Origin of the sequence: Streptomyces sp. NPDC056224, assembly GCF_042267665.1 — a bacterium.
Classification (GTDB): Bacteria; Actinomycetota; Actinomycetes; order Streptomycetales; family Streptomycetaceae; genus Streptomyces.
In genome coordinates this window covers 32181-54278 of sequence record NZ_JBHJTK010000046.1, presented here as the reverse complement: position 1 = coordinate 54278, position 22098 = coordinate 32181, and the positions used below count along the sequence as shown (strand labels likewise).

At 69.0% G+C, this 22098-nt stretch carries 20 protein-coding genes and 5 pseudogenes; 7 read left to right on the top strand and 18 right to left on the bottom strand.

Annotation, left to right across the window (positions count from 1 at the left end; all coding sequences use genetic code 11):
* The first annotated feature begins 169 nt into the window (after nucleotides 1-169).
* A pseudogene (locus ACFCZ1_RS32975) lies at nucleotides 170-1149 on the top strand (IS5 family transposase).
* Here the strand turns inward: ACFCZ1_RS32975 and ACFCZ1_RS32970 are convergent.
* The 15 genes and pseudogenes from ACFCZ1_RS32970 to ACFCZ1_RS32900 form a co-directional block, all read right to left on the bottom strand.
* Nucleotides 1080-1484 (bottom strand): hypothetical protein, encoded by a 405-nt coding sequence (locus ACFCZ1_RS32970; protein ID WP_376681945.1) that lies wholly within the window; start codon nucleotides 1482-1484, stop codon nucleotides 1080-1082. The pseudogene ACFCZ1_RS32975 and the gene ACFCZ1_RS32970 sit on opposite strands and share 70 nt — an antisense overlap.
* A 229-nt stretch (nucleotides 1485-1713) precedes the next feature.
* Entirely contained in the window at nucleotides 1714-2568 is an 855-nt protein-coding gene (locus ACFCZ1_RS32965; RefSeq protein WP_376681944.1) for a PEP/pyruvate-binding domain-containing protein, read from the bottom strand.
* A complete protein-coding gene (locus ACFCZ1_RS32960) occupies nucleotides 2565-4271 on the bottom strand; it encodes a PEP-utilizing enzyme (protein ID WP_376681943.1) in 1707 nt (568 codons plus the stop codon). The genes ACFCZ1_RS32965 and ACFCZ1_RS32960 overlap by 4 nt, the downstream gene beginning before the upstream one ends.
* Nucleotides 4272-4289: 18 nt before the next feature.
* Entirely contained in the window at nucleotides 4290-4913 is a 624-nt protein-coding gene (locus ACFCZ1_RS32955; RefSeq protein WP_376681942.1) for a TetR/AcrR family transcriptional regulator, read from the bottom strand.
* Between the two features lie 106 nt (nucleotides 4914-5019).
* A complete protein-coding gene (locus ACFCZ1_RS32950) occupies nucleotides 5020-5145 on the bottom strand; it encodes a PQQ-binding-like beta-propeller repeat protein (protein ID WP_376681948.1) in 126 nt (41 codons plus the stop codon).
* Between the two features lie 196 nt (nucleotides 5146-5341).
* Nucleotides 5342-6550, bottom strand: a pseudogene (locus ACFCZ1_RS32945) (IS3 family transposase).
* A gap of 1032 nt (nucleotides 6551-7582) precedes the next feature.
* Nucleotides 7583-8803, bottom strand: coding sequence for an HTTM domain-containing protein (locus ACFCZ1_RS32940; RefSeq protein ID WP_376681941.1), 1221 nt, complete (start codon nucleotides 8801-8803; stop codon nucleotides 7583-7585).
* Nucleotides 8793-9533 carry a DUF5819 family protein gene (locus tag ACFCZ1_RS32935; RefSeq protein ID WP_376681940.1) on the bottom strand — a complete coding sequence of 247 codons (741 nt, stop codon included), beginning with the start codon at nucleotides 9531-9533 and terminating at the stop codon, nucleotides 8793-8795. Before ACFCZ1_RS32935 ends, ACFCZ1_RS32940 begins: the two co-directional genes overlap by 11 nt.
* 112 nt (nucleotides 9534-9645) lie before the next feature.
* Complete coding sequence (locus tag ACFCZ1_RS32930) at nucleotides 9646-10941, bottom strand: ice-binding family protein (protein WP_376681939.1); 1296 nt, start codon at nucleotides 10939-10941, stop codon at nucleotides 9646-9648.
* 676 nt (nucleotides 10942-11617) lie between these two features.
* Nucleotides 11618-12498, bottom strand: a pseudogene (locus tag ACFCZ1_RS32925) (DUF4158 domain-containing protein); the annotation flags it as partial.
* 189 nt (nucleotides 12499-12687) lie between these two features.
* A complete protein-coding gene (locus tag ACFCZ1_RS32920) occupies nucleotides 12688-13197 on the bottom strand; it encodes a hypothetical protein (RefSeq protein ID WP_376681938.1) in 510 nt (169 codons plus the stop codon).
* Between the two features lie 43 nt (nucleotides 13198-13240).
* Nucleotides 13241-13426: a hypothetical protein gene (locus tag ACFCZ1_RS32915; RefSeq protein ID WP_376681937.1), complete on the bottom strand. Its 186-nt coding sequence runs from the start codon at nucleotides 13424-13426 to the stop codon at nucleotides 13241-13243.
* Between the two features lie 164 nt (nucleotides 13427-13590).
* A pseudogene (locus ACFCZ1_RS32910) lies at nucleotides 13591-13919 on the bottom strand (helix-turn-helix domain-containing protein).
* On the bottom strand, nucleotides 13916-14467 hold the full coding sequence (locus ACFCZ1_RS32905) for a tyrosine-type recombinase/integrase (RefSeq protein WP_376681936.1): 552 nt from the start codon (nucleotides 14465-14467) through the stop codon (nucleotides 13916-13918). The pseudogene ACFCZ1_RS32910 and the gene ACFCZ1_RS32905 overlap by 4 nt, the downstream one beginning before the upstream one ends.
* Entirely contained in the window at nucleotides 14467-14988 is a 522-nt protein-coding gene (locus ACFCZ1_RS32900) for a hypothetical protein (protein WP_376681935.1), read from the bottom strand. The genes ACFCZ1_RS32905 and ACFCZ1_RS32900 overlap by 1 nt, the downstream gene beginning before the upstream one ends.
* A gap of 719 nt (nucleotides 14989-15707) precedes the next feature.
* Between ACFCZ1_RS32900 and ACFCZ1_RS32895 the strand changes: the two genes are divergently transcribed.
* The 6 genes and pseudogenes from ACFCZ1_RS32895 (at nucleotide 15708) to ACFCZ1_RS32870 (ending at nucleotide 20345) form a co-directional block, all read left to right on the top strand.
* Entirely contained in the window at nucleotides 15708-16586 is an 879-nt protein-coding gene (locus tag ACFCZ1_RS32895) for a helix-turn-helix domain-containing protein (protein WP_376681934.1), read from the top strand.
* Nucleotides 16587-16871: 285 nt separating this feature from the next.
* A pseudogene (locus ACFCZ1_RS32890) lies at nucleotides 16872-17352 on the top strand (transposase); the annotation flags it as partial.
* Between the two features lie 387 nt (nucleotides 17353-17739).
* Nucleotides 17740-18015 carry an isoamylase early set domain-containing protein gene (locus tag ACFCZ1_RS32885; RefSeq protein WP_376681933.1) on the top strand — a complete coding sequence of 92 codons (276 nt, stop codon included), beginning with the start codon at nucleotides 17740-17742 and terminating at the stop codon, nucleotides 18013-18015.
* 76 nt (nucleotides 18016-18091) lie between these two features.
* Complete coding sequence (locus ACFCZ1_RS32880; RefSeq protein ID WP_376681932.1) at nucleotides 18092-18508, top strand: CBS domain-containing protein; 417 nt, start codon at nucleotides 18092-18094, stop codon at nucleotides 18506-18508.
* Nucleotides 18509-19091: 583 nt separating this feature from the next.
* Nucleotides 19092-19643 (top strand): hypothetical protein, encoded by a 552-nt coding sequence (locus tag ACFCZ1_RS32875; protein WP_376681931.1) that lies wholly within the window; start codon nucleotides 19092-19094, stop codon nucleotides 19641-19643.
* Between the two features lie 354 nt (nucleotides 19644-19997).
* Nucleotides 19998-20345: a hypothetical protein gene (locus tag ACFCZ1_RS32870; RefSeq protein ID WP_376681930.1), complete on the top strand. Its 348-nt coding sequence runs from the start codon at nucleotides 19998-20000 to the stop codon at nucleotides 20343-20345.
* A 602-nt stretch (nucleotides 20346-20947) separates the two neighbouring features.
* Here the strand turns inward: ACFCZ1_RS32870 and ACFCZ1_RS32865 are convergent.
* The 3 genes from ACFCZ1_RS32865 to ACFCZ1_RS32855 all read right to left on the bottom strand — a co-directional run bounded on the left by ACFCZ1_RS32865 (nucleotide 20948) and on the right by ACFCZ1_RS32855 (nucleotide 22038).
* Nucleotides 20948-21106, bottom strand: coding sequence for a hypothetical protein (locus ACFCZ1_RS32865; RefSeq protein WP_376681929.1), 159 nt, complete (start codon nucleotides 21104-21106; stop codon nucleotides 20948-20950).
* 161 nt (nucleotides 21107-21267) lie between these two features.
* Entirely contained in the window at nucleotides 21268-21504 is a 237-nt protein-coding gene (locus ACFCZ1_RS32860) for a hypothetical protein (RefSeq protein ID WP_376681928.1), read from the bottom strand.
* A gap of 258 nt (nucleotides 21505-21762) precedes the next feature.
* Complete coding sequence (locus ACFCZ1_RS32855) at nucleotides 21763-22038, bottom strand: isoamylase early set domain-containing protein (RefSeq protein ID WP_376681927.1); 276 nt, start codon at nucleotides 22036-22038, stop codon at nucleotides 21763-21765.
* Between the last annotated feature and the right edge of the window lie 60 nt (nucleotides 22039-22098).

The window sequence follows — 22098 nt, the reverse complement described above, 5'->3', positions numbered from 1 at the left end:
ACCAGCCCACGACCGGGCATCAGTAAGTTCCCCACCCATGAACCGACCAACGACGGACCTGCCCAACCGTCACGGCAAACACCGTTGCAGTACTAGGGCCTGTGTGATGTCGTGATCAGTTGCTGGGTTCTGTCCTGCTCGTGGGGTGGGATCCGGTAGGACTGGGGTCGTGACACGCAGGCAACTCACCAATGCTCAGTGGAAGTTCATCGAGCCGTATCTGCCGATCGGTAGGTTCGGCCCGTACCCGGAGCGGTTGCGGGAGCAGTTCGAGGGTGTGATCTGGCGGTTTAGGTCCAGTGCCCAGTGGCGGGAGATGCCTGCCGAGTTCGGTCCGTGGGCCACCGTCTACGGGCGCTTCCGCGTCTGGCGGGATGCCGGTGTCTTCTCCGCCCTGCTGGAAGGCCTGATCGCCGAGGCGGCCCGCGCGGGGAGAACGGACTTGTCGCTGGTCAGCGTGGACTCCACAACCGTCCGCGCCCACCACGACGCGGCGGGGATGCGCGTCAGCAAGCACCTCATGGAGGCCCTGCAAGAAGCCGCGCAGGAGCAGGAAGCGGCCCGCCAAAAAGGGGCGGACCGGAGGAACAGAACGGACAGGCCGAGCGTCGTAGCGGCCGGCGCAGACGCCGGCTCCGCCTGAAGGAAGCCCTGCTCGGCAGGTCCCGGGGCGGACTGACCAGCAAGATTCATCTCGCCGCTGACCGCAGGTGCCGTCCGCTCGCCTTGGTCCTCACTGCCGGGCAGGCCGGGGACAGCCCACAGTTCACCCCCGTGCTCGCGAAGGTGAGAGTCCGCCTGCCTGTCGGCCGTCCCCGCACCAGGCCCGGCGCGGTCGCCGCGGACAAGGCCTACTCGTCCCGCGGCAACCGCTCCTACCTGCGCAAACGAGGAATCAAGGCCGTCATCCCGGAAAAGCGGGACCAGGCCGCCAACCGTAAGAACAAGGGCGCACGAGGCGGCCGGCCCGTCAGCCACGACGCCGACCTCTACAAGGAACGGAACACGGTCGAACGCCTGATCAACAAGCTGAAGGCCTGGCGAGGCATCGCCACCCGATACGGCAAGACACCCGAGAGCTACCTCGCCGGCCTCCACCTCCGCGCCGCAATGATCTGGATCGACGACCTTCTGAAGGCCCCCGACTGATCACGACACCACACAGGCCCTAGTGCGATGGCGGTGCGGCCGCGGGCGGCGGCTCGCCGCTGGAGCGCTTCGAAGGAGAGCCGCGCGGCTGCGGTGTCCCAGACGACGAGCTCGCCGTCGAGGACCAGGCCGTCGGGCAGCTGCCCGGCGGCCGCGGTGAGGTCGGGGAAGCGGTCCTGGATGAGCGTGCCGTGCCGGGTCTGGAGCAGCAGCCGCCTGCCGGGGCTGGCCGGAGTGAAGAGGATCGCGCGGTGGCCGTCGAACTTCTGCTCCAGGGCCAGGCCGCCCGCCAGGACACCGGGTCCGGGGATGGACTCGGCGGCCTGGGCGAGCATCGGCTCGAAGGGAGGGGCCAGGCCTGGGCGACGGTGCTATTCGGCGGTGGTTCTTCAGTGATCACCTTCGACGGCCGACTGTCAGCGGCCCGTCAGTAGCCCCAACCACCATGGCTACACCGTTCGATTGGCCCTCTCTGAGTTGTGCCCCATCTGGGACGCCGCCGGCATCTTCAACCACAAGCAGTCCGTGATCGTCCCCGAGCTGAGGTGGGCGGCTACGCAGGGGTCAGTGCGGGGGCACGGCCCCGGTCATCGGCCGGCGCTGGAGCAGACGGAGAAGGTCGGCGACGAAGGCCCACTCCAGGTCCTGCGTCCCGCCGAAGACCTGCTCGCAGCGGGCGGTGAGTTCCCGCAGGCTCTCCAACCGCGTCTCGTCGAGGCAGAGTCGGTGGATTCGGTCGGCGGGGACCGGGACCTGGCTCGTTCCGCCGGCCAGCGCGGGCTCCACGGCCAGGTCCTTCATGCCCGCCGTGCGCTCGATCACCCGGCCGTCGCGGCGGACCCTGTAGTGATCCGGTACGACCAGGCCGCTGACCACGGCTTCGCCCAGGCCCCAACTCGCCTCGATGACCAGGACGTCGGAGCCGTCGAGGGGGTCTCGGGAGAACAGGACTCCGGCGCACTCGGGTACCACCAACTCCTGTACCACCACTGCCACTCTGGGCCGGCCGGGCAACCCGAGCCGCTCACGGTAGGCGAGCGCGGCGGCGGAGTGCGCCGAATCGCTCACCATTCGGACCGCCTCGGTCAGCCCGTCCGGACCCCGTACGTTGAGGCAGGTGAGGTGCTGTCCGGCGAAGCTCGCCGCGGCCGAGTCCTCGCCCAGCGCGGATGAACGGACGGCCAGCCCGCCGCCCTGCAAGTCGGCGGTCGACACGTGCAGGGCGGCGAGCGCCTCGTCGTCGCCTGCTGCGACGGCGTCGACAAACAGCCATTCCAGGGCGATTCCTTCCGGTACCGGTAGACCCGCCCGGGCGGCGGCCGCGAGCTGCGAGGACTTGCCGCCGTACCGGCTCTCGTCGGTGGCCAGGCGGAGCGGCACGGGGGCGGACCACGTGCTCGGCGACAGCGGACCCGTCATCGGACCACCGCCGCCTCTCCGGCCCTGCCGTCGACCCGCACCCAGGCGCCGTCGGGTATCACCGCCGTGGCATCCGTGCATCCGACGACGCCGGGGATGGCGAACTCACGGGCGACGATGGCGGCGTGGGAGAGCGCCCCGCCGCGATCGGTGACGATCGCGCCGAGCAGTGGCAGGACGATGTTGAAGGCCGTGGTGGTCGCGTCGGTGACCAAGACGTCGCCGGACTGGATGCGGTCGAACTCGGGCACGCCGCTGATCACCCGTGCCGTGCCCTCGTACACGCCCGGGCTCGCGCCGAGCCCGTGCACGGTCCGCCCCTCGGTCCGGGCAGCCGGGTTGGTGAACATGGCAAGGACGATGGCCCCGAGGGCTCGTTCCAGGCGTGCCGCGGCGGGCGGCAGCCAATCGGGAGGCAGCGGGTCGCCCGGCGGTGGACCCAGCATCGGCGGCGCGTCCGCGTACCGGGCGTGGTCGCGGTAATACGCCCGGGCGGCGAGTTCTGCGGCGTCGGGCCCAGAGCCCGTACGGACCAGGGCGCGCAGCTCGGCGTAGCCCGCCTCGGCCAGGTGGGCGGGTGCGTGGATCCGGCCCTGCTCGGTGAGCCGTCGGCCGGCCGCCAGGACGGCGCGCCGGGTGAGGCCGATGGCCGGCAGGTCCGCGCACGACCCGCGCTCGTCGCGCAGCCGGGAGACCACCCGCGCCTCGGCGAGCAGCTCGTCGAAGCGGGAGCGGTGCGGCGCGGGTACGGCGTCGCGAAGGTCGGCCGCCGCGTCGGCGCGCTGGTCGGCGCGGGCGTCCGCCTGAGGCCTCGTCGAGGAGGAGACCGCCGAGCGAATGGCCGCGAGCACGACGGCGGGCAACTCCGCCACGCAGGGATCGCCCACGTCCTCGCCATTGACGGGGCGCCAGCCCGCCGTCTCCAGGTACTCGGCGAGGGCGGTACTCGTACGTCCCGCGACAGCCCCCAGTGCCGCCAGCAGCTCCTGGGGTCGCGCCGGGGAGGCGAGCAGCACGCTCGCCCGGGGGTCCGCTGCTACGGCGGCGGCCAGCTCGGCCAGTTCCTCCCGGTCCGCCAGCGGGTCGGGGCTCGATCCGGCCAGCGGGGCCAGGATCTCGCCGGTGGTGCGCCCGGTCCACTCCTGACAGTGTGCGAGCAGATCGCCCATCGGCAGCAGTGCCGGCATGTTGAACAGGTGGTGCAGGTAGCCGGCTCGGCGCTGGTGCTCCCGGCACCGGTCGAGGTACGCGAGCAGACTGCCGGTATCGAGGAGACCGGGCTCGACCTGCTGCAGTTCGCGCCGCTCGCGCTGGAGCCCGGGTCTGACCTCCTCGTCCCAGCGGCGCAGGTCCTCGCGCCACAGCTTGCGCTCGAAGACGGTCGCGCTGGTCGCGAGCCTGGTGCGGATCTCGGGATGATCGGCGGCAAGGCGTTCCCAGACCTCTCTCGGCGGGTGGTCAGTGGCGTCCGGCGGGGCTCCCAGCGGCTGGGGATGGTAGTAGCAGAAACCGTTGACGAAGGCCCAGTCCAGCCGTTCGAGCAGCGACCCGTACCGGCGGAGGCTCTCTCCGAAGCCGCGGTGCAGCTCCTCGACGAAGATCTCGGCGTGGAACCTGGTCACCGGGCGGGTGAAGTGGGTCGGGTCCAGGAACCAGGTACCCGGCCCCGGTGGAGCGAAAGTGCGTTCCGTGGCGATGCTCATGGCTCTCCTCCTCGCCGGTCATCTGCCCGGGTGGCGTAGCGGGCCGTCCGGGTCTCGCCGCAGCTCGTCTGTGAGCACCCGCACCGCCCAGGCGGCGGCCTTGCCGGCCTCCGCCCCGTCGAGCCCCGCCTGCAGCCGCATGGCCTGCCAGGCCGGGGCGCTCACCAGCAGGTACAGCACGGCGACCGCGCGGCGGCGGGCTACCGGGTCGGCCTCCGCCGTGAGCTCGGCCAGCGCCGCCTCCACCGAGTGGAACCGATGCCTGCGGCCCTGCTCCCGCAGCGGCCGGGCCGCCTTGGAGTTCAGCATGGCGAGGATCAGTGGCGCGTGCTCGTCGTACGAGCGGTAGAGCTCCGGCGCTACGCGGCGCAGCCCGTCCAAGGTGTCCGGGTAGGACTGCATGAGCACGTGCAGATTCTCCTGGGCCCACCCGCTCCAGGCCGCGAAGAGCGCCTCCCTGGTCGGGAAGTGCCGGTAGACGGTGCGGACGGCGACGCCTGCGCGCTCCGCCACCAGCGGGATGGTCAGCTCCTGGACGCTTTCGTCGGCGATGGCCTCGGTGAGCGCGGCGAGGATCAGCTGCCGGGTCTGTTCAAGCTGCCCGGCACGCAGCGGACTCTCGTACGCGCGCTTCTCTTTCATGGCACGTTGACGATACTCCAATTCATTCTAAAATGTCAAGAAATGGCATATATCTTCCCCCAAGGAGGGATGAGGCCGAGAGAGATGTTGAACGGACCTCCGATTCTCACCGTCCTGCCCGCCGCCGATCTGGACCGGGCCACGAGGCGCCGGCCTGACCGGTAGAGGCGTCCAGCGCGTACACCTTCTTGTCGCGGCTGCCGATGTAGACGGTGCCGTCCCCCGGCGACATCAACATCCGCTGCCGAAAACTCGGCATCAAACGCTCTTCGTCATCACCTACGGAGATTGGATGTCACCACTGCCCGGCCGGGGCATCTCGCCCACACGGCCGGACCGTCAATCTTCGTCGATCCCCGTCAGAGAACGATCACTGGGTCTGTCAATCGAAGAACGATTTACAGTCCCCCGGGAGTGGACACCGGCTTTCATGCGATGAGTGACAGCGTACGTGTCGTGATCAGCTGCTGTTCGAACTCGGCTGATGTGAGGTAGCCGAGCGCGGAGTGGCGACAGCGCCTGTTGTAGTACGACAGCCAGCGGAACAGCTCGAGCCGGTCTGTGCCTTCGAGGTCCAGCGTCGTCCATGGAGCAGCTCGCGCTTGAGGCCTTGGAGGAACGACTCGGCGAGGGCGTTGTCGTAGCTCGAGCCGACCCGGCCCATAGTGTGGCGGATGCCGTGCCGGCGGCAGACCTCGGCGACGGCGACCGCGCTGTCTGGGCGGCCCTGTCGGTGTGGAAAACGGCGCCGTGGACCCGGCCGCCGCGGGCGGCCACAGCGCCATCTTGATCGCGTCGGTGACCAGCGAGGTGCGCATGCGGTCCGCGATCGACCAGCCCACCACCCGCCGCGAACAGATGTCGATCTCCGTGGCGAGGTAGAGCCACGTCGGGCCGACGGCTGTGTAGGTGATGTCGCCGCACCACCTGGTGTTCAGCGTGAACGCGGTGAAGTCGCGCATCACCAGGTCCGGCACGGTGGCGCGGCCCTGTCCGCGATCGTCGTCCGCTCCTTCTTCCGCAGGTGCCGGCCGGCGATGTGGTTCATCCGCATCACCCGGGTCACGCGCTTGCGGTTGATCGTGCGTCCTCTCGTACGCAGCTCGGCATGGACGTGCGGGGCGCCGTAGGCGCCATGGTGTTCGGCGTGGATGGCGCAGATCTCGCCCACGGTCCGCTTCTCCTCGGCCTGGCACTCGGCGCGGCCCTGTCCGGCGGCCAGGTGCCGGTAGTAGCCGGCGCGGGACGCTCCGAGTACCCGGCAGATCCGCTTGACGCCGAAGTCGGCGCGGTGGTCGGAGATGAAGGCCCAGCGGCGGGGGCTCATTTCACCTCCCGGGCGAAATAGGCGGCCGCCCGGCGCAGGATCTCGCGCTCCAGCCGCCACTCCTGCTCGGCCTTGAGCAGCCGGGCGTTCTCCGCACGCAGCCGGGCCAGCTCCTCGGCCGCGCTCACGCCGCCGTCGCGGCCTTCGGGCACTGCCCGGGCCTCGGCCTTGCCACCCACGTCCGGAGCGACTCCGCGGTGATGCCGAGATCCGCGGCCACCGCCGCGTACGTCCGTTTCCCCGCCGCGGCACGGTACAGCGCAACCGCGTCCTTCCTGAACTCCTCCGGATACGGAGACCTACGTCCCACCTGGACATCCCTCCCTGGACCATCAAGATCCATTGTCAGGGTGTCCACTCCAAAGGGTCAGCCTCAGACCAGTACAAACACCCCGCAGGGTGTCACCTGTTGTCAGAGATCCGTCTTCTCGCCTCGGGTGTCCGGCGTCCATGGGGGTGCGCCGTCCCAACCTTGAGGCGTTCGCGGCGGTTCATCGCGCTTCCAGGATGCCGCATCCCGAGCAGTAGGGAGATGGCACCCCACTGCATGCCGTCTGCCCTGGCGTCTTCGATGGCTGCGAGCTCCTCCACATCTAGCACCGCGCGAAGGTGCCGGACGATGGTGAGTCGGATTCCGGCCTGGTCACCGCGGTGGTGCTGCCCGCAGGTCGCCGGAGGCAGCGCGCAGTGGAACCGGCGGGTGTAATCCAGAATGCCAATGGCATCTTGATAGCCAGGCCACAGAGCGAGACATGGATCGTGGACGCCAAGATGCATCTCGTAGAGGGCGGCCAGAAGATCTCGCAATTGAGCGGGTTCGGGTGGGTGTGGGTTTCCTTGGGGCACTCCCCGATCTTGGCGGGGCCATCGCGCCCTTTCAGTCTGGCACGCACATTGCTGCGTAATATGCCAACGGCGCTGAACTTTCCCGCCGCCGGCCTGGGGTACGACCTACGGGGTTCGGGCGCCCGGATCATGTCGTTGCCCACCGGCCCGGACGAAACAGCCATCCAGGTGCGCGACATCATGGAAGACCACGGCATGTTCGGATCCGTCGCCTGTCCCCCGCCGCCCCCGCAACCGCACCGCACTGCGGCTCTCCCTGCACTGCGACCTCACCGACCAGGACATCGACCGCCTCATCCACGCCGCTGAGGTCGTCCGCCTCCTGTACACCACACCCGCTCACCACGGCCTTAGCCCTCAAGCGCCGCCCGGCGGCCGACGTCACCGCCACCCCTTTCGCGCGGGCATGGCGTTGGGGGCTACGGCGAGGCCCCGGGCAGAGGGGTGTCCCGGGGCCAGGCGCAGCCCGTGACTGCGTTGCGGTCCGCGCGGCCGCTCAGCTCTGCTCGGATGCGAGCCCGGTTGCAGCGCCGTGTCCTTCAGCGCAGGGAGCGGCTCGATGCTTGGAGCCGGGTACGCCGCCGGGCCTGCCCTGCGGAGGGACCAATCCGGACCCTGCCGCACGGCCGGGTGTCGGCCGCCGCACCCCTGTGCGCCGTGCTGCGCGTCGCCACAGGCGAGGCAGGAAGGCGTAGAAGCGGTTGGGAAGGAACACCGCGTCCGCAACGATCATCGCGCCGGAGAAGAGAGGCAGTCCAAGGAGCACAGCGATGCCGATGTGCATGCCCAGCAGCACGGCCAGAACGGGGTACTTGAGCCTGCCGAAGAGCACGAACGGGAAAGCTACCTGCAAGAGCACCGTCACGTAGCTGGCGATCGCGATCACCATCGGGTACTCGTCCACGAGGTGGGAGAGCGCGGGCCAGGGCTGGAAGAGTTCGAGGTTCAGCGCGTAGTGGAGAGCGGTGCCGCCGCCCCAGGTCGGGCCCTGGATCTTGTACAGCCCGGCCGATCCGTAGAGGAAGCAGACCTGTGCCGCGATGACGAGGATGCCGCAGTTGTGCACCACCGTGGTCAAGGTGATGCGAGCGTCCCGGAGTTGCTGTGCGTAGAAGCTCCTCACGGGCTCCGGCGCGTTGCCCGCACGGGCTGTCTTGAGCCGGTTCCTGCGTGCGTCCAGGGACCAGTGCCGACCGCACGCGGTGAGGACGAGGTAGAGGGCCATCAGCAGGATCAGGTTGTCGCCCCCGTCCGTCATGAAGATCGATCTGGCATGGAAGGAGGTCACCACGACGGCGAAGAGGACGGACATGGCGCGGGTCCGCCAGCCCAGCATGAACAGCGCGGACGTGACGAGGGCCGTCATGTAGCAGAGTTCGAAGTAGGCATGGCTGTCGGACAGGATCAGGATGCTGTTCCAGCCCGTCTGGTCGAAGAGCTGTTGTGCCAGCGCGGGTGTCCAGGGGGAGCCGGGGCCCCAGATCTCGTCACGGTGCGGGAACTCGCGTAGCAGGAAGATCAGGTAGAGCAGCCCGTAGCCGATGCGCAGAACCGACGCGGCGTACAGGGAGATCGGCCGGGCGGTGAGAAGCGCCCATAGAGCGCCGATCCGGTCGAGGAGCCACCGGTGGGCCGTGCCGACGATCGACGTCTGGACCCCAGGCCGGTGCGGCGTGGCCGTTGTGGAGGGGAGCAGGGGGATCTGCTCAATTCCCATGGGAGGTCACCTTCCACCAGGGCAGGAGCCGGTCCTCGGTGGGCGCCGGCGGGCGGTTCCCGGCCGCTGTGCCGGGCGCAGCGACGGGCAGTGTGATGACCCGGAGCTGAATGAAGCCGAAAGTGCGGCCGTGGTTGTGGGCGGCGACGCGGTCCGCGGCGATGTTGCGCAGGTACGTCTGCAACATCACGGCCCGTTCCGAGCGTGCCGTGTCGCTTCCTCCATGTGTCTCGACATAAGAGGTCCAGGCGCGGCGCAGAAGGTTCTGGGAAGTATGGCTCGGAAATACATTGTGGTCGACCGCGGAATGGTCCACAGCAGCCAGATCGAACCAGGGGGTCACCTGCACCGATCCTTTGGAGTCGGTGTGTGCGGTTCTCGCCAGGATCTTTCGGTTGAAGGAGTCGGGGTCCGGGGCGAAGAGCCGCCAGTTCTGTTCGAAGAGCGGGTACACCCATCCGTTGACCTGCGAGCTGTAGCGCTTCGACACAGGGTTGGAGGGGGCCACATGAAGAAACACCAGGACGACATGGACCAGAGCCGTCACCAGGCAGAGGGCCACGGCGGTGTGCAGCGCCGCCTTTAGCGTACGTACGCCCATGGGCGACTTACCCGGTCTGACCGCCTCGTCATGGCACTCCTGGGAGGCCGGACCGGAATCGGACTGATGAAGTTCCTTCACGTCCGCAGATTCAATTCCGCTCGACACCGCCCACCCGGTCTTTCTCATGTCTGCTGTTCGCCTGAGGCCTCTGCGGCTCGCACCGGCGGCGCGCGGCGGATTCGATGAGGATTCCGCCGCGCGCCGTCATCCGATGAACGGGCTCCGTGTCGCCTGCTGTCTAGCCCTCGTGGCCCTGGTGGCCTTCGTGACCCTCGTGGCCCGCGGGCTTGTTGCCGTAGCCGTAGTGATCGCCGGGCTTCCCGTCGTGGTCGTGGCCGTGGTCCGGCTTACCGGGCCCCTCATCGTGTCCGTTGCCCGGCCCGCCGTGCTCCGGCCCGTGGTGCTCCAGGCCGCCGTGGCCCGGGCCGCCGTGGTCCGGGCCACCGGGCTGACCGCCGTGCCCGCCGGTGACGTTGCCCCCGGTGATGGTCCCGCCAGTCGTGTTGCCACCGGTCGTGTTGCCGCCGGTCGTGTTCCCGGCCGTGTTGCCCGCGGTGTTCCCGGAGGTGTTTCCGGCGATGTTCCCCGAGGTGCCGCCCGACACGAGGTCGACGATCGGTCCGCCCAGGAGGCCACCACCGATCAGACCCACGGTCGTGCCGGTTGTCGTTCCGGCGGTCGGCGTTCCGGTGGTGGTGCCGGTCGTCGTGCCCGTGGTCGTGCCGGTCGTCGTGCCCGTGGTCGTGCCGGTCGTCGTGCCCGTGGTCGTGCCGCCGGTGGCGCACCCGCCGAGGAAGATCCGGTTGTTGTCCATCGTCACTTCGCCGTTACGGGCCAGGGCCCGGCCCTCGATGTTCGTCCCGGTTCGCAGGAAGATCGAGGTCAGCGCCATGATGGTGCCCACAAAGGTGGTGTTGGTGTTGAGCTCCGCCGAACTCCCGATCTGCCAGAACACGTTGCACGGCGAAGCGCCGTTCGTGAGGAGGATCCGGCTGGAGGTTGCCGTCGTCAGGGCTGCGGGAATCTGGAACACCCAGACCGCGTTGGGGTTTCCCCCGGCATTCAGGACCAGGTCGCCGGTGAGGCCGACACTGCCAGCGGGGTCTCTCGTGTAGACGCCCGGAATCAGCTCTGTGGGGCCGGACGTGCCCGACCCGATGGCTGCCGGAAGGTCAAAGTCCTCGGCCTGGCCGGCCGCGTTGTTGTACGCGATGATCAGATCGCTCTTGGCCTGGAGGGCGGCAGCGTCCGCAGGGTGCACGGCACCGAGGACCAGGCCGGGCGGGAATCCGGTGATGGCCGGGTTCGGGTGCGTCCCGAGGTCGTGGTCGATCACCGTGGGGCCGGTGTTGGTGACTCCCTGACCTGCCAGAACGGAGTAGCTGGCGGTGGTGCCCAGAGGCACGGCTGTCGCGATGGCCAGGGCCTGCGTCGGCAATCCGGCGACCATGACACCGGCAACCGTTACGGCGACGGCCGAGGCCAGCCAGCCGGAAAATGTGCGGCGCTGAGCCACTTGGATTTTCAGCTTCATCGAGGGGGCCACTTCCTATGGGGGCCGTGGCATACCGGGCTCCTACCGATCGCCCGGGAAGCCTTGTCGTTGTCGCCGCATATTACGCAGCAACATTCACGTGTCAAAAACAGGCCAGAAGAAAGAGGGGGAATTACAAACATACTCAACACCATGAAGCGCGATGAAAATATCAAAACTCACCGCACCTATCATCCGATACTCCCCCCGCCGTATGGGGCCCGATTAACTCACACGAGGCAAAGCCTCCGCCGGGGGCGATACACCAAGTCCCGCCACACGCGAGAAGTGCCGCCAGGCGAGTGATCTCACGAAATCGCTGCAGGACGGGCGCGCCAACTCTTTCGCCAATCCACATGACCCTGAGGACGAAATAGAAATCATTTACGACCTGATCGCATTGGTGAGCGATATTCCCTGATCTCGTCGTTTCCCCAGAGCGAGCGTGAGTCCATCCGCAAGTGGCTGGCGACCGCTCTTCGTCTCCGGCAACACCCGGTGGCTCAGCTCGCGCACCGCCCAACGCAGCGTCCGAACTCTCGCCCAGCACGCAGAGCGGAAGAAGCCCGTCGTCCTCCGCCAGCACACTGACAAGATCGGCGGTGGGATGATCAAGATGGCGGAGAGCCCGTCCGGGCCGCCGTAGAAGAGTTCGGCGGCTCGATCACGGTGATATGACAGCCTTCGCCTCCAGGTGCCGCATCACCGCGGTGAGCATCGCCGTGCGCTTCGGCTCCGCCGCCCGCTCCAGCAGCGGCGCCTTCGACCCCAGCGCGTACCGGGCCAACGCCGACATCCGGTTCGGCGGGATCTGCGACAGCTTCAGCTGCCCCAGCCGGTACGCACCGATGTCGTCCACCCGCTCCAGCGCGCGGGCGAACGCCGTCCCGGTCGTCCGCGTCGGCGGCCGGCGCAGCCGCTCCAGCTCCGAGAACCGGAAGCCCTCCGGCGTCTTCAGCGTCGCCACCAGGTCACCGGGCAGTGCTGGGTCCGCGCGGCGGGCGGTGCCCGCGATGGTGGCGTGCAGCCGCTTGTCCGCGACCTTCCGCACCTCCGACACCTGCCGGGCCAGCACGCTCGCCCCCGGCAGCAGCACCCGGTTGCGGCGCAGCCAGCCCACCGCGCCGTCTTGGGGCCCTCGGCGTGCGTCCACGCCCGGCCGTGCAGGAACGGACGGATCCGCCGCGACCACTCCGGGTCCTCGTACTCGTGGTACTCGTAGGCGTCCCGGATCTCCCACGCGTGCTCGTACGCCGTCTTCGGCCGCTCGGTGTACCGCTTCACCACCGACGGGTCCTCGATGCCGAGCTGCGCGGCCAGGTGCTCGACCACCGGCTACAGCACCGCGAGCGGGTCCTCCAGGAACAGGCCGACGTACCGCACCGTGCACATCTGGAGCGCGAAGCCGAGCTGGTGGTGCGTGGAGCGGCGCAGCGCGATCAGATCGCGGTCGACGTCGTCCAGGAAGAAGAACCGCTCCAGCTCGGGGCGGGTAGGCTCCTCGGCGAATTTCCCGTACGCCTCGGCCTGCTCATCACCCAGAAATTCCACCAGCACGAGCCAGCCCCGGAGCAGGCCCGGAGACGTTTCACCGAACCCCAGCGGCGAAGTGGATCACTGCGCTAGCCGACCATGATCGTTCTCACCGCTAGCCGCCGTACCGATGTTCCCCGAGGCCGTGGAGGCCCGTGGGTTCAGGGAAACCGAAGTCTGGTCAGCGGGAACTCGCGGGTCGGTCTGTGTGTATCAGCTGGGCGAATCCGTGGGTTCGGTGGGAACCGTGGGGTGGGCTGCGAGGCGGCGGGCTTCGGCTGTGACCTCGGCATCGACCTGGTCCACGGTTCTGTCGCCGTATTCGAGGATGTCGTACTCGTCGTCGAGTTCGGCGAGGCGCTCGGTCAGGGGCAGCTCATGTCCGTGGCGCTGGTGAATCCGGAAGGTGAACTCCCGAGGCGTGAGTTCGCCGGCGAGCATGTGGCGTGCGAGGGCTCGGGCGGCGGCTTCCTGACCGGCCTCGCTGCCGACCGGATAGAAGGTGAGGCCGAGTTCGTCGAGTGCTGCGGGAAGCAGGTCGTGGACGTCGTAGTCCGCCTCGGCGCGCGTGCAGGCGGCGAGAATTCGGAGGCAGGGGGTGTCGAGTCCGGCGACGAGCGCATCACAGGCGGCATTCACGACATCGCTCGCGCGGATTTCCCCCATGCTCCAGAGGGCGGCATGGTCCTGTAGAGCGATTGCTGCTGCTTCGGTCGACGTCACTCGTCCATGATTCCCTTCACGGTGCGTCCAGGTCGAGCAGATTTCATCGAAGGTGCTGTTCAGCGGCCTGTTCCAGCAGGGCTCGTGCGGAGTCCACGTAGCGCATCGCGGTCTTCTCGTCGAGCCCGAAGACCTCGGCGAGATGCAGTGGGTCAGGCCCGTGGGTCAGGGCCTCTTCGAGCTGCCGGTCGACTCGAAGCCGTTCCAGGGTGGCGTCCTGTCCCCGCATCAAGGCACTGATCCAGTGGTTGCTGGCCCGGCTGGTCGTGTTGGCGGTCTGGTTGTTGATCAGCAGGTGGAGGTTCGCGGTGCTGGGCCAAGTCGCCCCAGGCCAGGCAGCCCGGGCAGGAACTGGTGGGCTTGACGTAACCCTTCGGGAAGCTTGCCACCAGCTCACTCCGGCGGCAGCGACCGGCCGTCCCGGCGCTTGGGGATCGCCTTCGGAACGGCGGTCCCCGAGCCGACAGCGGCCCGGACCGTCTCCACCTGGCCAGGTCGGGGCACCTTCTCTGGCTCGGGAATGAGGAGGTCGCCGATCTCGCAGCCGAGGACGACGCAGATGACGTCCAGGTCCTCCAGCTTGAGGGAGACCGGCTGACCGGACCACAGACCGGACATCTTCCCGGCCGAGATGACCAAGCCATTCTCGGCAGGCTCCGCTGGAGCTCGGAGGCTTTCCAGATCCCCTTGTTCGCGGCGGTCAGCCGCAGGTTCCACTTCATCGCAGAAGTCCTTCCAGCCGCTTCGCGGCCCGCTGCCCGGCCACCCAGGCGTCTTCGACCCGGGTCTGTTGGACATGGACGTATCGCATGGTCGTGGCGATCCAGGAATGTCCGAGGACTTCCTGAATCGCAATCAGGTCGAGTCCGCCGAGGTAGAGCTCGGACGCGCAGAAGTGCCGCAGGACGTGCGGGGTGAGCTTGTCGCCCCAGCCCGGCAGATGTGCCGTGGCCGCGGCCTTGAGGCCGCCGCGCAGGGCATCGTCGCCGACCCGCCCCGAGGAGCCGTCGGCGCATCTGCGTTCGGAGGGGAACAGCGGGGCGCCGGGACGGGTGTGGTCGTCGTCGAACTGGCCCCAGACGTCCTCGATGAACCATCGGAGCGTGCGGTCGGCGCCGTTGATCAGGGGGACCATCCGCTCGCGCGGGCCCGAGCCCCGGGCCCCCTTGCCGTGGCGGACGCGGAGCTTGCCGAAGCGGCCCAGGTCCCACTTGACGTCCGCCAGATCGAGCTTGCATGCCTCGCTGACCCGCAACCCGACCTGGGACATCAGCTTAGAGGGGTGTAGTTCCGGGCGGTCGAGGCGAACTTCCGGCAGGTCGCCAGCTCGCCGCCCCATCCGGCGAACAGCGTTTTGACCTCCGGCCCGGATGGCGGAATCCGCAGTGCCGCGTCCTTCGTGCCGCGCGGCCGGTTCATCTCGTCGATCGGGCACTTGATCACCCGGCCGGTCATCCGGTGGATCTCGACCTTGTGCCGCAGCTCCAGGAACAGGAAGTACGTGGTCAGCGCCTGAGAGCGCCCCAGCCGGGTGCCGCTCGGCGAAGCCCGCAGTACCTTTCCGAAGTACGCGTCGGCGTCAGGCGGCTCCATCTCCCACAGCGGCCGGCCGAACCAGGACCGCATCTGCTCCAGGTGCCCGACGTCCCCGCGGATCGTGCCGTCCGCCAACCCCGCTGAGGCCCGCGCCAGCACGAACCCCGCCAGCGCGTCGGTCTCGAACTGCTCCAGTTCCTCCGCCGTGGCCGGCGGCCAGACATCGCGCAGGTCCCGTACGACAGCCAGCGCCAACCCGAGCCCCCTCACCTTCACCCCGATCGTGAACCGATCAAACACAGTGAGAGCGCTTCAGGAATCCCGAAGTTGCGTCACCCTGCGAACTGCTTACAGGAGAGGGGACGAAGCCCCTGGCCACGGGGTTGAGGACTCGGGAAGGCTCAGAGCAACCCACGGGATGTCGCACACTCCGCCCGGATGTTCTGGGAATCCCCGGTGACACCCCGCCCTCCCGCTGCGGCCGCCTCCCGTCCAGTACCGGCGCCCTGCGGCTGGGCCAGCACAGCCAGTCACGACGTCCACGGCAGCGATTCGCGGGGCCTGCCCGTGGCGTCCTGGCTCGCGTCGGACACCCCGGTCTACGTCGCCCTCGAGCGGCAGTGTCTCGCCGAGGGCCGGGAGGCGCCCCGGCGCTCTGGGCTGCCTTGCGGCGGCCCGTCCCGGATGGACGCCGGCGCCCTGTTCTTCCGCGTGTGAGCCCCACAGCCAGCAGACTCCCGGTGACGTCCCCACGCACGGGACTTGGCAGGTGAGCGGGCTTTCCGGCAGATAGGTGGAAGGTCATGGCATTCGGGTGAACTCTGCTCGGGCTGTGCACGCGGCTGCGTTCGCGCGACGTGACAATTGACAGCGGGGCCCGTCGATCATCATTGCGCGGCACATGCGTTCGCCCGGGCCCGGCCACGGCAGTTTCCGCGGCTAACAGACAGTCCCGAGCCGGAGGTAGACCGCCCGTGGCGGTGAACGGAAACCCGACCGTCAGACGACGCCGGCTGGGCGCGGAGCTGCGCCGACTCCGCCTGGCCCGTGGCCTGACCAGTACGCAGGTGGCTGAACACCTGTTGATCTCCCAGCCCAAGGTCAGCCACTTGGAGAACGGCCGTCGCGCCATCAGCCCGCGAGATGTGCGGGACCTGTGCGGCCTCTATCAAGTCACAGACCAGCAGGTCATCGACTCGTTGATGGAGATGGCCAGGGAATCGAACCAGCAGGGCTGGTGGGTCGCCTTCGGGGAGGTCCCGTACGCCGTCTACATCGGCCTGGAGACGGCAGCCGCTTCTGTGCGCTCCTACGAACCCCTGGTGATCCCCGGCCTGCTGCAGACACCTGCCTACGCGGCAGCGGTCATCGCGGAAACGATCCCTCTGGCCACGGAGGAACAGATCGCCGTGCGCCGTGAGGTACGGCTGCGCCGTCAGTCCCGCGCCCACCACCCGGCCCGGCCCTTCCGCTTACGGGTCGTACTGGACGAATCCGTACTGCGCCGCGTGGTCGGCAGCCCACAGATCATGTGCGAACAGCTGGAGTACCTGATCCGCCTCGGCGAGCAGCCGCACATCACCATGCAGATCCTCCCGCACAGCGCGGGAGCCCACCCGGGCATCTCGGGACAGTTCTCCATCCTCGGCTTCCCGGACACCGCCCCGGGGACTGTGTATCTGGAGCGGTTCACCAGCGACCTCTACCTGGGGAAACGATCCGACGTGCAGCACTACAGCACCATGTTCGACCAGCTTCAGGCCCAGGCCCTGAACCCTGAGCACACCCGTCACTTCATCACCCGCGCCGCCGAGGAGCTGCCGGCCGCCGCATCACTGCCCGGCCAGCAGTGATCGCCGCACCGGCCGCAGATCGCTGCGCCGCCGACAGCGCCTCGCGCAGGTGCAGCAGGGCCACGGTCCGCGACGGCGGCCAGATCGGCCAGCAGGGTGCGGTCCGCGTCGCCGTCGCGGACCGCCTACGCGATTGCCGACTGGCTGGCGCCGGCCAGCGGCCGGAAACCGGAGGGTGGGCTGCCCCGGTCTGGGCGAGCCCATCCGACGTCAGGCTGCCTGCCGGGAAAGGCCCGGCGGGATCACCAGGGGTTCGTAGGAGCGCACAGAAGCGACTGCCGTCTCCACCTGCCCGGACTGACGATGCGGCGGATCGCCGAGCTCTACCCGGGTGAGGCCAAGACCGGCGCCCGCGACGCCTTCGTCATCGCAGACGCGGCCCTCGTCATGCCCCACACGCTCCGCTCGGTCGACCTCCAGGACGAGACCATCGCCGGGCTGGAGATGATCGTCGGCTTCGACGACGACCTGGCCGGCGAAGCAACAGGCATCAGCAACCGGCTTCGCGGCCTGCTCACGCAGATCCACCCGTCTCTTGAACGGGTCCTGGGCCCGCGCATCAAGCACCCGGCCGTGCTCAAGCTCCTCGACCAGTTCGGTTCCCCGGCACAGATCCAGCAAAGCCGGACGCCGACGGCTGATCACGCTGATACGCCCGAAGGCACCGCGGATGGCCGAGCGCCTCGTCGAGGACATCTTCACCGCCCTGGACGAACAGACCGTCGTCGCCCCGGGAACCGACGCGGCCTCCCTGATCCGTCCCCAGCCTCGCGAGCTCCCGTCAAGCAGTACGCCTGCGGCCGCGACGGTCAGCGGCACGGCGAGGACCCATCCGAGTCGCCCTCCGCCCCGGTCGCCGCGACGACACCGGGGCCGGCCCCGGGCAGCAGCCCGAGTATGTCCAACAGCAACGCCAGATCTCTTGCGTCAACGGCACATGCGGCAACAGCGCGGCGCGCCGCCGCCCGGTCCGCGGTCCCGGAACACTCCAGGAGAGCCGGTGCGTCACAGCCAAAGGGATCCTTCACCCCACCGATCCCACCACCCCCACCCGTCATGCGCAGGCGAACTACTCCACCTGCCCCGCGATCCGCGATGAGTGCCTCACCGCGCGGGTTCGTTCCCCGTCTTCCCCGCACGAATGGAGTCTTCTGTGCTCGAACGCAAGCGGCTCAAGGACCGCACCCAGGTCACCTTCATCCTCCCCGAGGACACCCCGGACGGGCCGGTCAGCGTCGTCGGCGACTTCAACCACTGGAACCCCGCCGCCCACCCCCTGGAACCCCGCGGCGACGGCACCCGCGCCGCAACCGTCACCCTGCCCGCCCACAGCGCACACTCCTTCCGCTACCTCGCCGCCGGCGACTACTGGTTCGACGACGAACACGCCGACAACCACGATGAAACCAACAGTCGCATCCACACCTGACCCAAAGCCGGCACAGCCCGGCCGCGGCACCAAGCCGCGCCGGTCAACCAGCCACCGCTTGGAAGGAAACATCCGGATGACGACAGCCCGCGAGATCATGACGGCCGGCGCCGAGTGCATCGGCGCCAAGGAGACGGTCCTTGAAGCCGCGAAGAAGATGACACAGATGGGAGTCGGCGCCCTACCGATCTGCGGAACGGACGACAAACTCAAGGGCATGCTCACCGACCGCGACATCGTCGTGAAAGTCCTCGGCGTCGGCAAGGACCCCGCCCAGGTCAAGGCCGGGAAACTGGCCCAGGGCGAAGCGGTCACCATCGGCGCCAACGACGACGCGCAGGAAATCCTGCGCACGATGAGCGAGCACAAGGTACGGCGCCTGCCCGTCATCGACGGCCACCGCCTGGTCGGCGTCGTCACCCAAGCCGACGTCGCCCGCGCCCTGCCCGACCTCCACGTCGGCGACCTCCTCCAAGCCCTCTCCACCGACTGACCACGAAAGATGACCCCGGACGGCCCGCGCCCCCGGCCCCTACCCACGGCAGACATACACAGATAGTGATGACCGGCGGCTGAGGCGCGGCGCATGGACGAAGACTTACTGGACGTGCTCCCCAACGCGGCGACCGAGACCCGACAGAAACTGCTGCCCCTGGAGAAGCCCGAGCGATCGTGATCCTCCGGCGCCCTCGAAGACGCAGCCTGCTCCGACGCGATTCGTCTGACCCGCCGGGGAGATGCGATTCGTCTCGGATCGCGCCTCGCCGTCCCCCGGCAGCCCCCTACCGGCCCGTGTCGCGTGAGGTGGCCATGACGTCCAAACGCAGACGCTCGGAGCGGACCAAGTGATAGAGCTCCGCCGACGTCGCAGCGTCACCCCGCATAGCCTCCCTTGGCGTTCACGTCCGGGATCAGGACAGGGCTTTGACGAGGTCATCGCGGGTGATGTGGGTGCGGCCGGGGATGTCGGCGGCGGCGGCCTTCTTGTAGAGGTCGGCCTTCGACAGGACGCTCAGCTCCTCCACGGGCGCGGAGCGGACGCACTTCTTCGCTCCGGTGGCCTCGACAGCACCTACGTGACCAAGGCGGACCGCGATACCCCGCCCTGGGAAGCCGGAGGAACCCACCACCTGTCTGTCCCCGCCGATGCATTCAGGAAGACCCTGCGCGCGGTGGCCGAGGACTCCCAGGCGTACGCCCTGCTGCGGATGGCAGAAACCCGCACCGCAGCCGGGCAGCTCGCTGCCGTCACCGTGGACGCGACCGGCTCAGAGCTCTCGCTGCCGCCGACGAAGAACGCACGCGCTCTCGGCATCCTGGACGGCATCGCCGACGCATCCACAAGCCAGGACGCCGACCAGGCCCGGAAATGGCACGCCGCGGTCTTCGACCGCCTGCTCACCGAACAGACAGATCAGGCGGAGCCGGCCGGTTGTCTCACCGCCACGTGGCTTCAGGAACTCAAGAACACCCCCGAACAGCAACGCGCACAACGCCTGCATGCCCAGGGCGTTGACATGGCCCGCACCTGGGCCCAGGCCCGCACCATGGACGAGCCAACCCGGCAGGAACTGCTCGCCAAAGTGGAAAACAGCGCCCGCAACGCCCGCGAGCACGTGAAGCACTGACCCCTCTGGTTTCACTGGCTCCAACGAGCTGCAAGCGGACCCGCGTGATCACTTATGGCGTGTGAGGGAGCCGGCACCCGACAACGGGGTCGGCTCTTGGCGTATCCAGCCGAGGCCGTACGCCGACACCCACCGGTCAGGGGCCCGGCCTCCGGTGCCACGGGACTCCTCAGCGGTCCACGCCGTGCGTTCTGCGGCACCTCCACGCCGGCCGATGCGCGTCAAGCCACGAATTCCAGGGGCATGACCCGGCACGGGTCTGTGGGGCCCAATGGAGACACGGGCCCAGCACGGGCCCGCCCGGACAGAGCCGGCCTTCGGCCCTGTCCGTCTCACACCACAAGGAGCAACACCATGATCCGCACCACCCTGACCCAGCGTCTCGCCCTCCTCGGCGCCTCCGGAGCCCTCGTCGCAGGTGGCGCGCTGCTGCCCTCCAGCGCCATGGCCGCACCGGCAACGCCGCAGGTCGCAGCCGTGCAGACAGCGCCCGGCCACCAGGCGCACCCAGTCGGCAACACGGCGACGTCGACCAAGACCGAGACGAAGACCGTCAGGCGCACCCTGTCCGACGGCAGGGTCAAGGTCACCACGATCAAGACGGTCACCAAGACGACCAAGAACCACCACGGCAAGGTGGTCAAGAAGACCGTCACCACGACCGAGACCCGGCAGATCCTCCCGGCACCGGACGACGACTGACGCCGCCAGGGCTGCAGGCCACCGGAGTGAACCAGTGGCCTGCGGCCCGGTCGGGCGGGGCGGGGCGACGCCGCGGCCTCGTATGCCGGACGCCAGCTGCGGGTGCGCGATCGATTCAGACATGACAAAGCCCCCCCACGTCGTCAGCGTCCCACTCACGGCAGAACCCCCCGAGCAGCACCCGGGCTCCTGCGCCGTCGTCGTGCGCAGCCGCGACCGGGCGGGTGTGGAGGGATAGCGGGTACGCGGGCCGGCCGACGACTGCCCGGCCCGTCACTGCAGTCGCGACCACGGGTGTCGCCTCCGGGACGACTTCACCGAGGGCTGGGTCGCAGCAGGTCCGTCGGGCGGGTCACTGCCCGGCGTGGAGTACCTCGCCGTGGTCCTTCGTCCAGGTACGCAGGCGGCGCCGGATGCCGTCCGTCTCGGTCCACAAGGCGATGGTCACGTCGTCCGAGCCGTGCATGTGAAGCCGCGGAACCGCTTGACCGCAGACTCCTCGGCTTCCCAGGTCCCCTCGACCTTCGGTCCGCCGGGGGTGAAGGTCATCGACACGTGGAAGCGGACCGCGCCCCGCGGGGGTGTGCTCAGCACGGTGTCGTCTACCGGCCGTGGGTGGTCTCGAAGATCTCTACAGCCGTGGCTCCGGACTGCACGAGTGCCCGCTGCCGCTGCTCGGCAGGGGGCCGGTCGTCGTGCACGGCTGAGGTCTTCTCCTGGCCGTCGAGGACCCATCTCACTTTGAAGCCCACCATGGCCATCTCCGGACCTCCGTCACGATGCTGCGCGGCCGCCGCGAGAGCGCGGAGCCTGCCGTTTGATGCCAGCTTCTGCCACCACTGACAATCCCGCGGCCGGATGGAGGCCGCCGGACCGCCCGGCGGGGGCGTCGCCCATGAACCCGGCGTACGGGCGGACCAGGTCAGCCCTCGGCAGCGTCCTCCGCGGTCTTCACTGCTGTCACCAGTGCCTTCTCGACCTCGTAGCGGTTCTGGCCGGTCGCCTTCGCATGCTCGGTGACCGCGTCGTGCACCACTGCGGCGGCCTCCAGCCACGGCCGCCACGCCTCCACGCTGTACGGGCCGGCCGTCGCCCGGGCCCGGGCCTGATCGGCCGCACGCCGGAGCTGGACGAGTTCGTCGGTCAGTTCGATTGCCACCGCGAGATCCTAAGGGCTGTCCCAACCCGCCAGTGCGCGCCGCGCCCTGTCCTGTGCCAGGGGGCCTACCAGCCCATACCCCGTATTTACCTGGGCAGCGGCGTCCTCGCTCGACCCGGCGGCAACAACGCCACCCGTCGGGCTCCTTCGTGGGCGCCGTGTTCCTCTCGACAGTCGGCCGGGAAGCCGGTGCCCTGGCTGGTGAGGTCTGGGCGGGGGCGGACCGCTCGGGGTGGGTCCGCCCGCGGGTATGCCGGATCAGGTGTGCAGGAGGCTGTTGATGCCGTCGTGGCCGTCGGCGTGGTCCTCGTCGAACCAGTAGTCGCCCGCTGCCAGGTAGCGGAAGGAGTGCACGCTCTTCGCCGGGAGGCCGACGGTGACGGCGCGCGTGCCGTCACCGCGGGGCTCCAGGATGTGGGCGCCGGGCTTCCACTCGTTGAAGTCACCGACAACGCTGACCGGACCCGGCGGGATGTCGGCGGGCAGGACGAAGGTGACCTGAGCGCGGTCCTTGAGCAGCTTGCGTTCGAGCATGGCGGAGAGCTCCTGCAGACAGGGGTGGCTGTTTCGCCTCATCCTGCGGCCCGCACCGGG

What these genes read in the sequence shown, in the direction of transcription:
- ACFCZ1_RS32970 (WP_376681945.1), bottom strand. Translation starts at nt 1,484, where the DNA reads ATGCTCGCCCAGGCCGCCGAGTCCATCCCCGGACCCGGTGTCCTGGCG.
- ACFCZ1_RS32965 (WP_376681944.1), bottom strand. Translation starts at nt 2,568, where the DNA reads ATGACGGGTCCGCTGTCGCCGAGCACGTGGTCCGCCCCCGTGCCGCTC.
- ACFCZ1_RS32960 (WP_376681943.1), bottom strand. Translation starts at nt 4,271, where the DNA reads ATGAGCATCGCCACGGAACGCACTTTCGCTCCACCGGGGCCGGGTACC.
- ACFCZ1_RS32955 (WP_376681942.1), bottom strand. Translation starts at nt 4,913, where the DNA reads ATGAAAGAGAAGCGCGCGTACGAGAGTCCGCTGCGTGCCGGGCAGCTT.
- ACFCZ1_RS32950 (WP_376681948.1), bottom strand. Translation starts at nt 5,145, where the DNA reads ATGTCGCCGGGGGACGGCACCGTCTACATCGGCAGCCGCGACAAGAAG.
- ACFCZ1_RS32940 (WP_376681941.1), bottom strand. Translation starts at nt 8,803, where the DNA reads ATGGGAATTGAGCAGATCCCCCTGCTCCCCTCCACAACGGCCACGCCG.
- ACFCZ1_RS32935 (WP_376681940.1), bottom strand. Translation starts at nt 9,533, where the DNA reads ATGAGAAAGACCGGGTGGGCGGTGTCGAGCGGAATTGAATCTGCGGAC.
- ACFCZ1_RS32930 (WP_376681939.1), bottom strand. Translation starts at nt 10,941, where the DNA reads ATGAAGCTGAAAATCCAAGTGGCTCAGCGCCGCACATTTTCCGGCTGG.
- ACFCZ1_RS32915 (WP_376681937.1), bottom strand. Translation starts at nt 13,426, where the DNA reads ATGCGGGGACAGGACGCCACCCTGGAACGGCTTCGAGTCGACCGGCAG.
- ACFCZ1_RS32905 (WP_376681936.1), bottom strand. Translation starts at nt 14,467, where the DNA reads ATGTCCCAGGTCGGGTTGCGGGTCAGCGAGGCATGCAAGCTCGATCTG.
- ACFCZ1_RS32880 (WP_376681932.1), top strand. Translation starts at nt 18,092, where the DNA reads ATGACGACAGCCCGCGAGATCATGACGGCCGGCGCCGAGTGCATCGGC.
- ACFCZ1_RS32870 (WP_376681930.1), top strand. Translation starts at nt 19,998, where the DNA reads ATGATCCGCACCACCCTGACCCAGCGTCTCGCCCTCCTCGGCGCCTCC.
- ACFCZ1_RS32865 (WP_376681929.1), bottom strand. Translation starts at nt 21,106, where the DNA reads ATGGCCATGGTGGGCTTCAAAGTGAGATGGGTCCTCGACGGCCAGGAG.
- ACFCZ1_RS32855 (WP_376681927.1), bottom strand. Translation starts at nt 22,038, where the DNA reads ATGCTCGAACGCAAGCTGCTCAAGGACCGCGCTCAGGTCACCTTCGTC.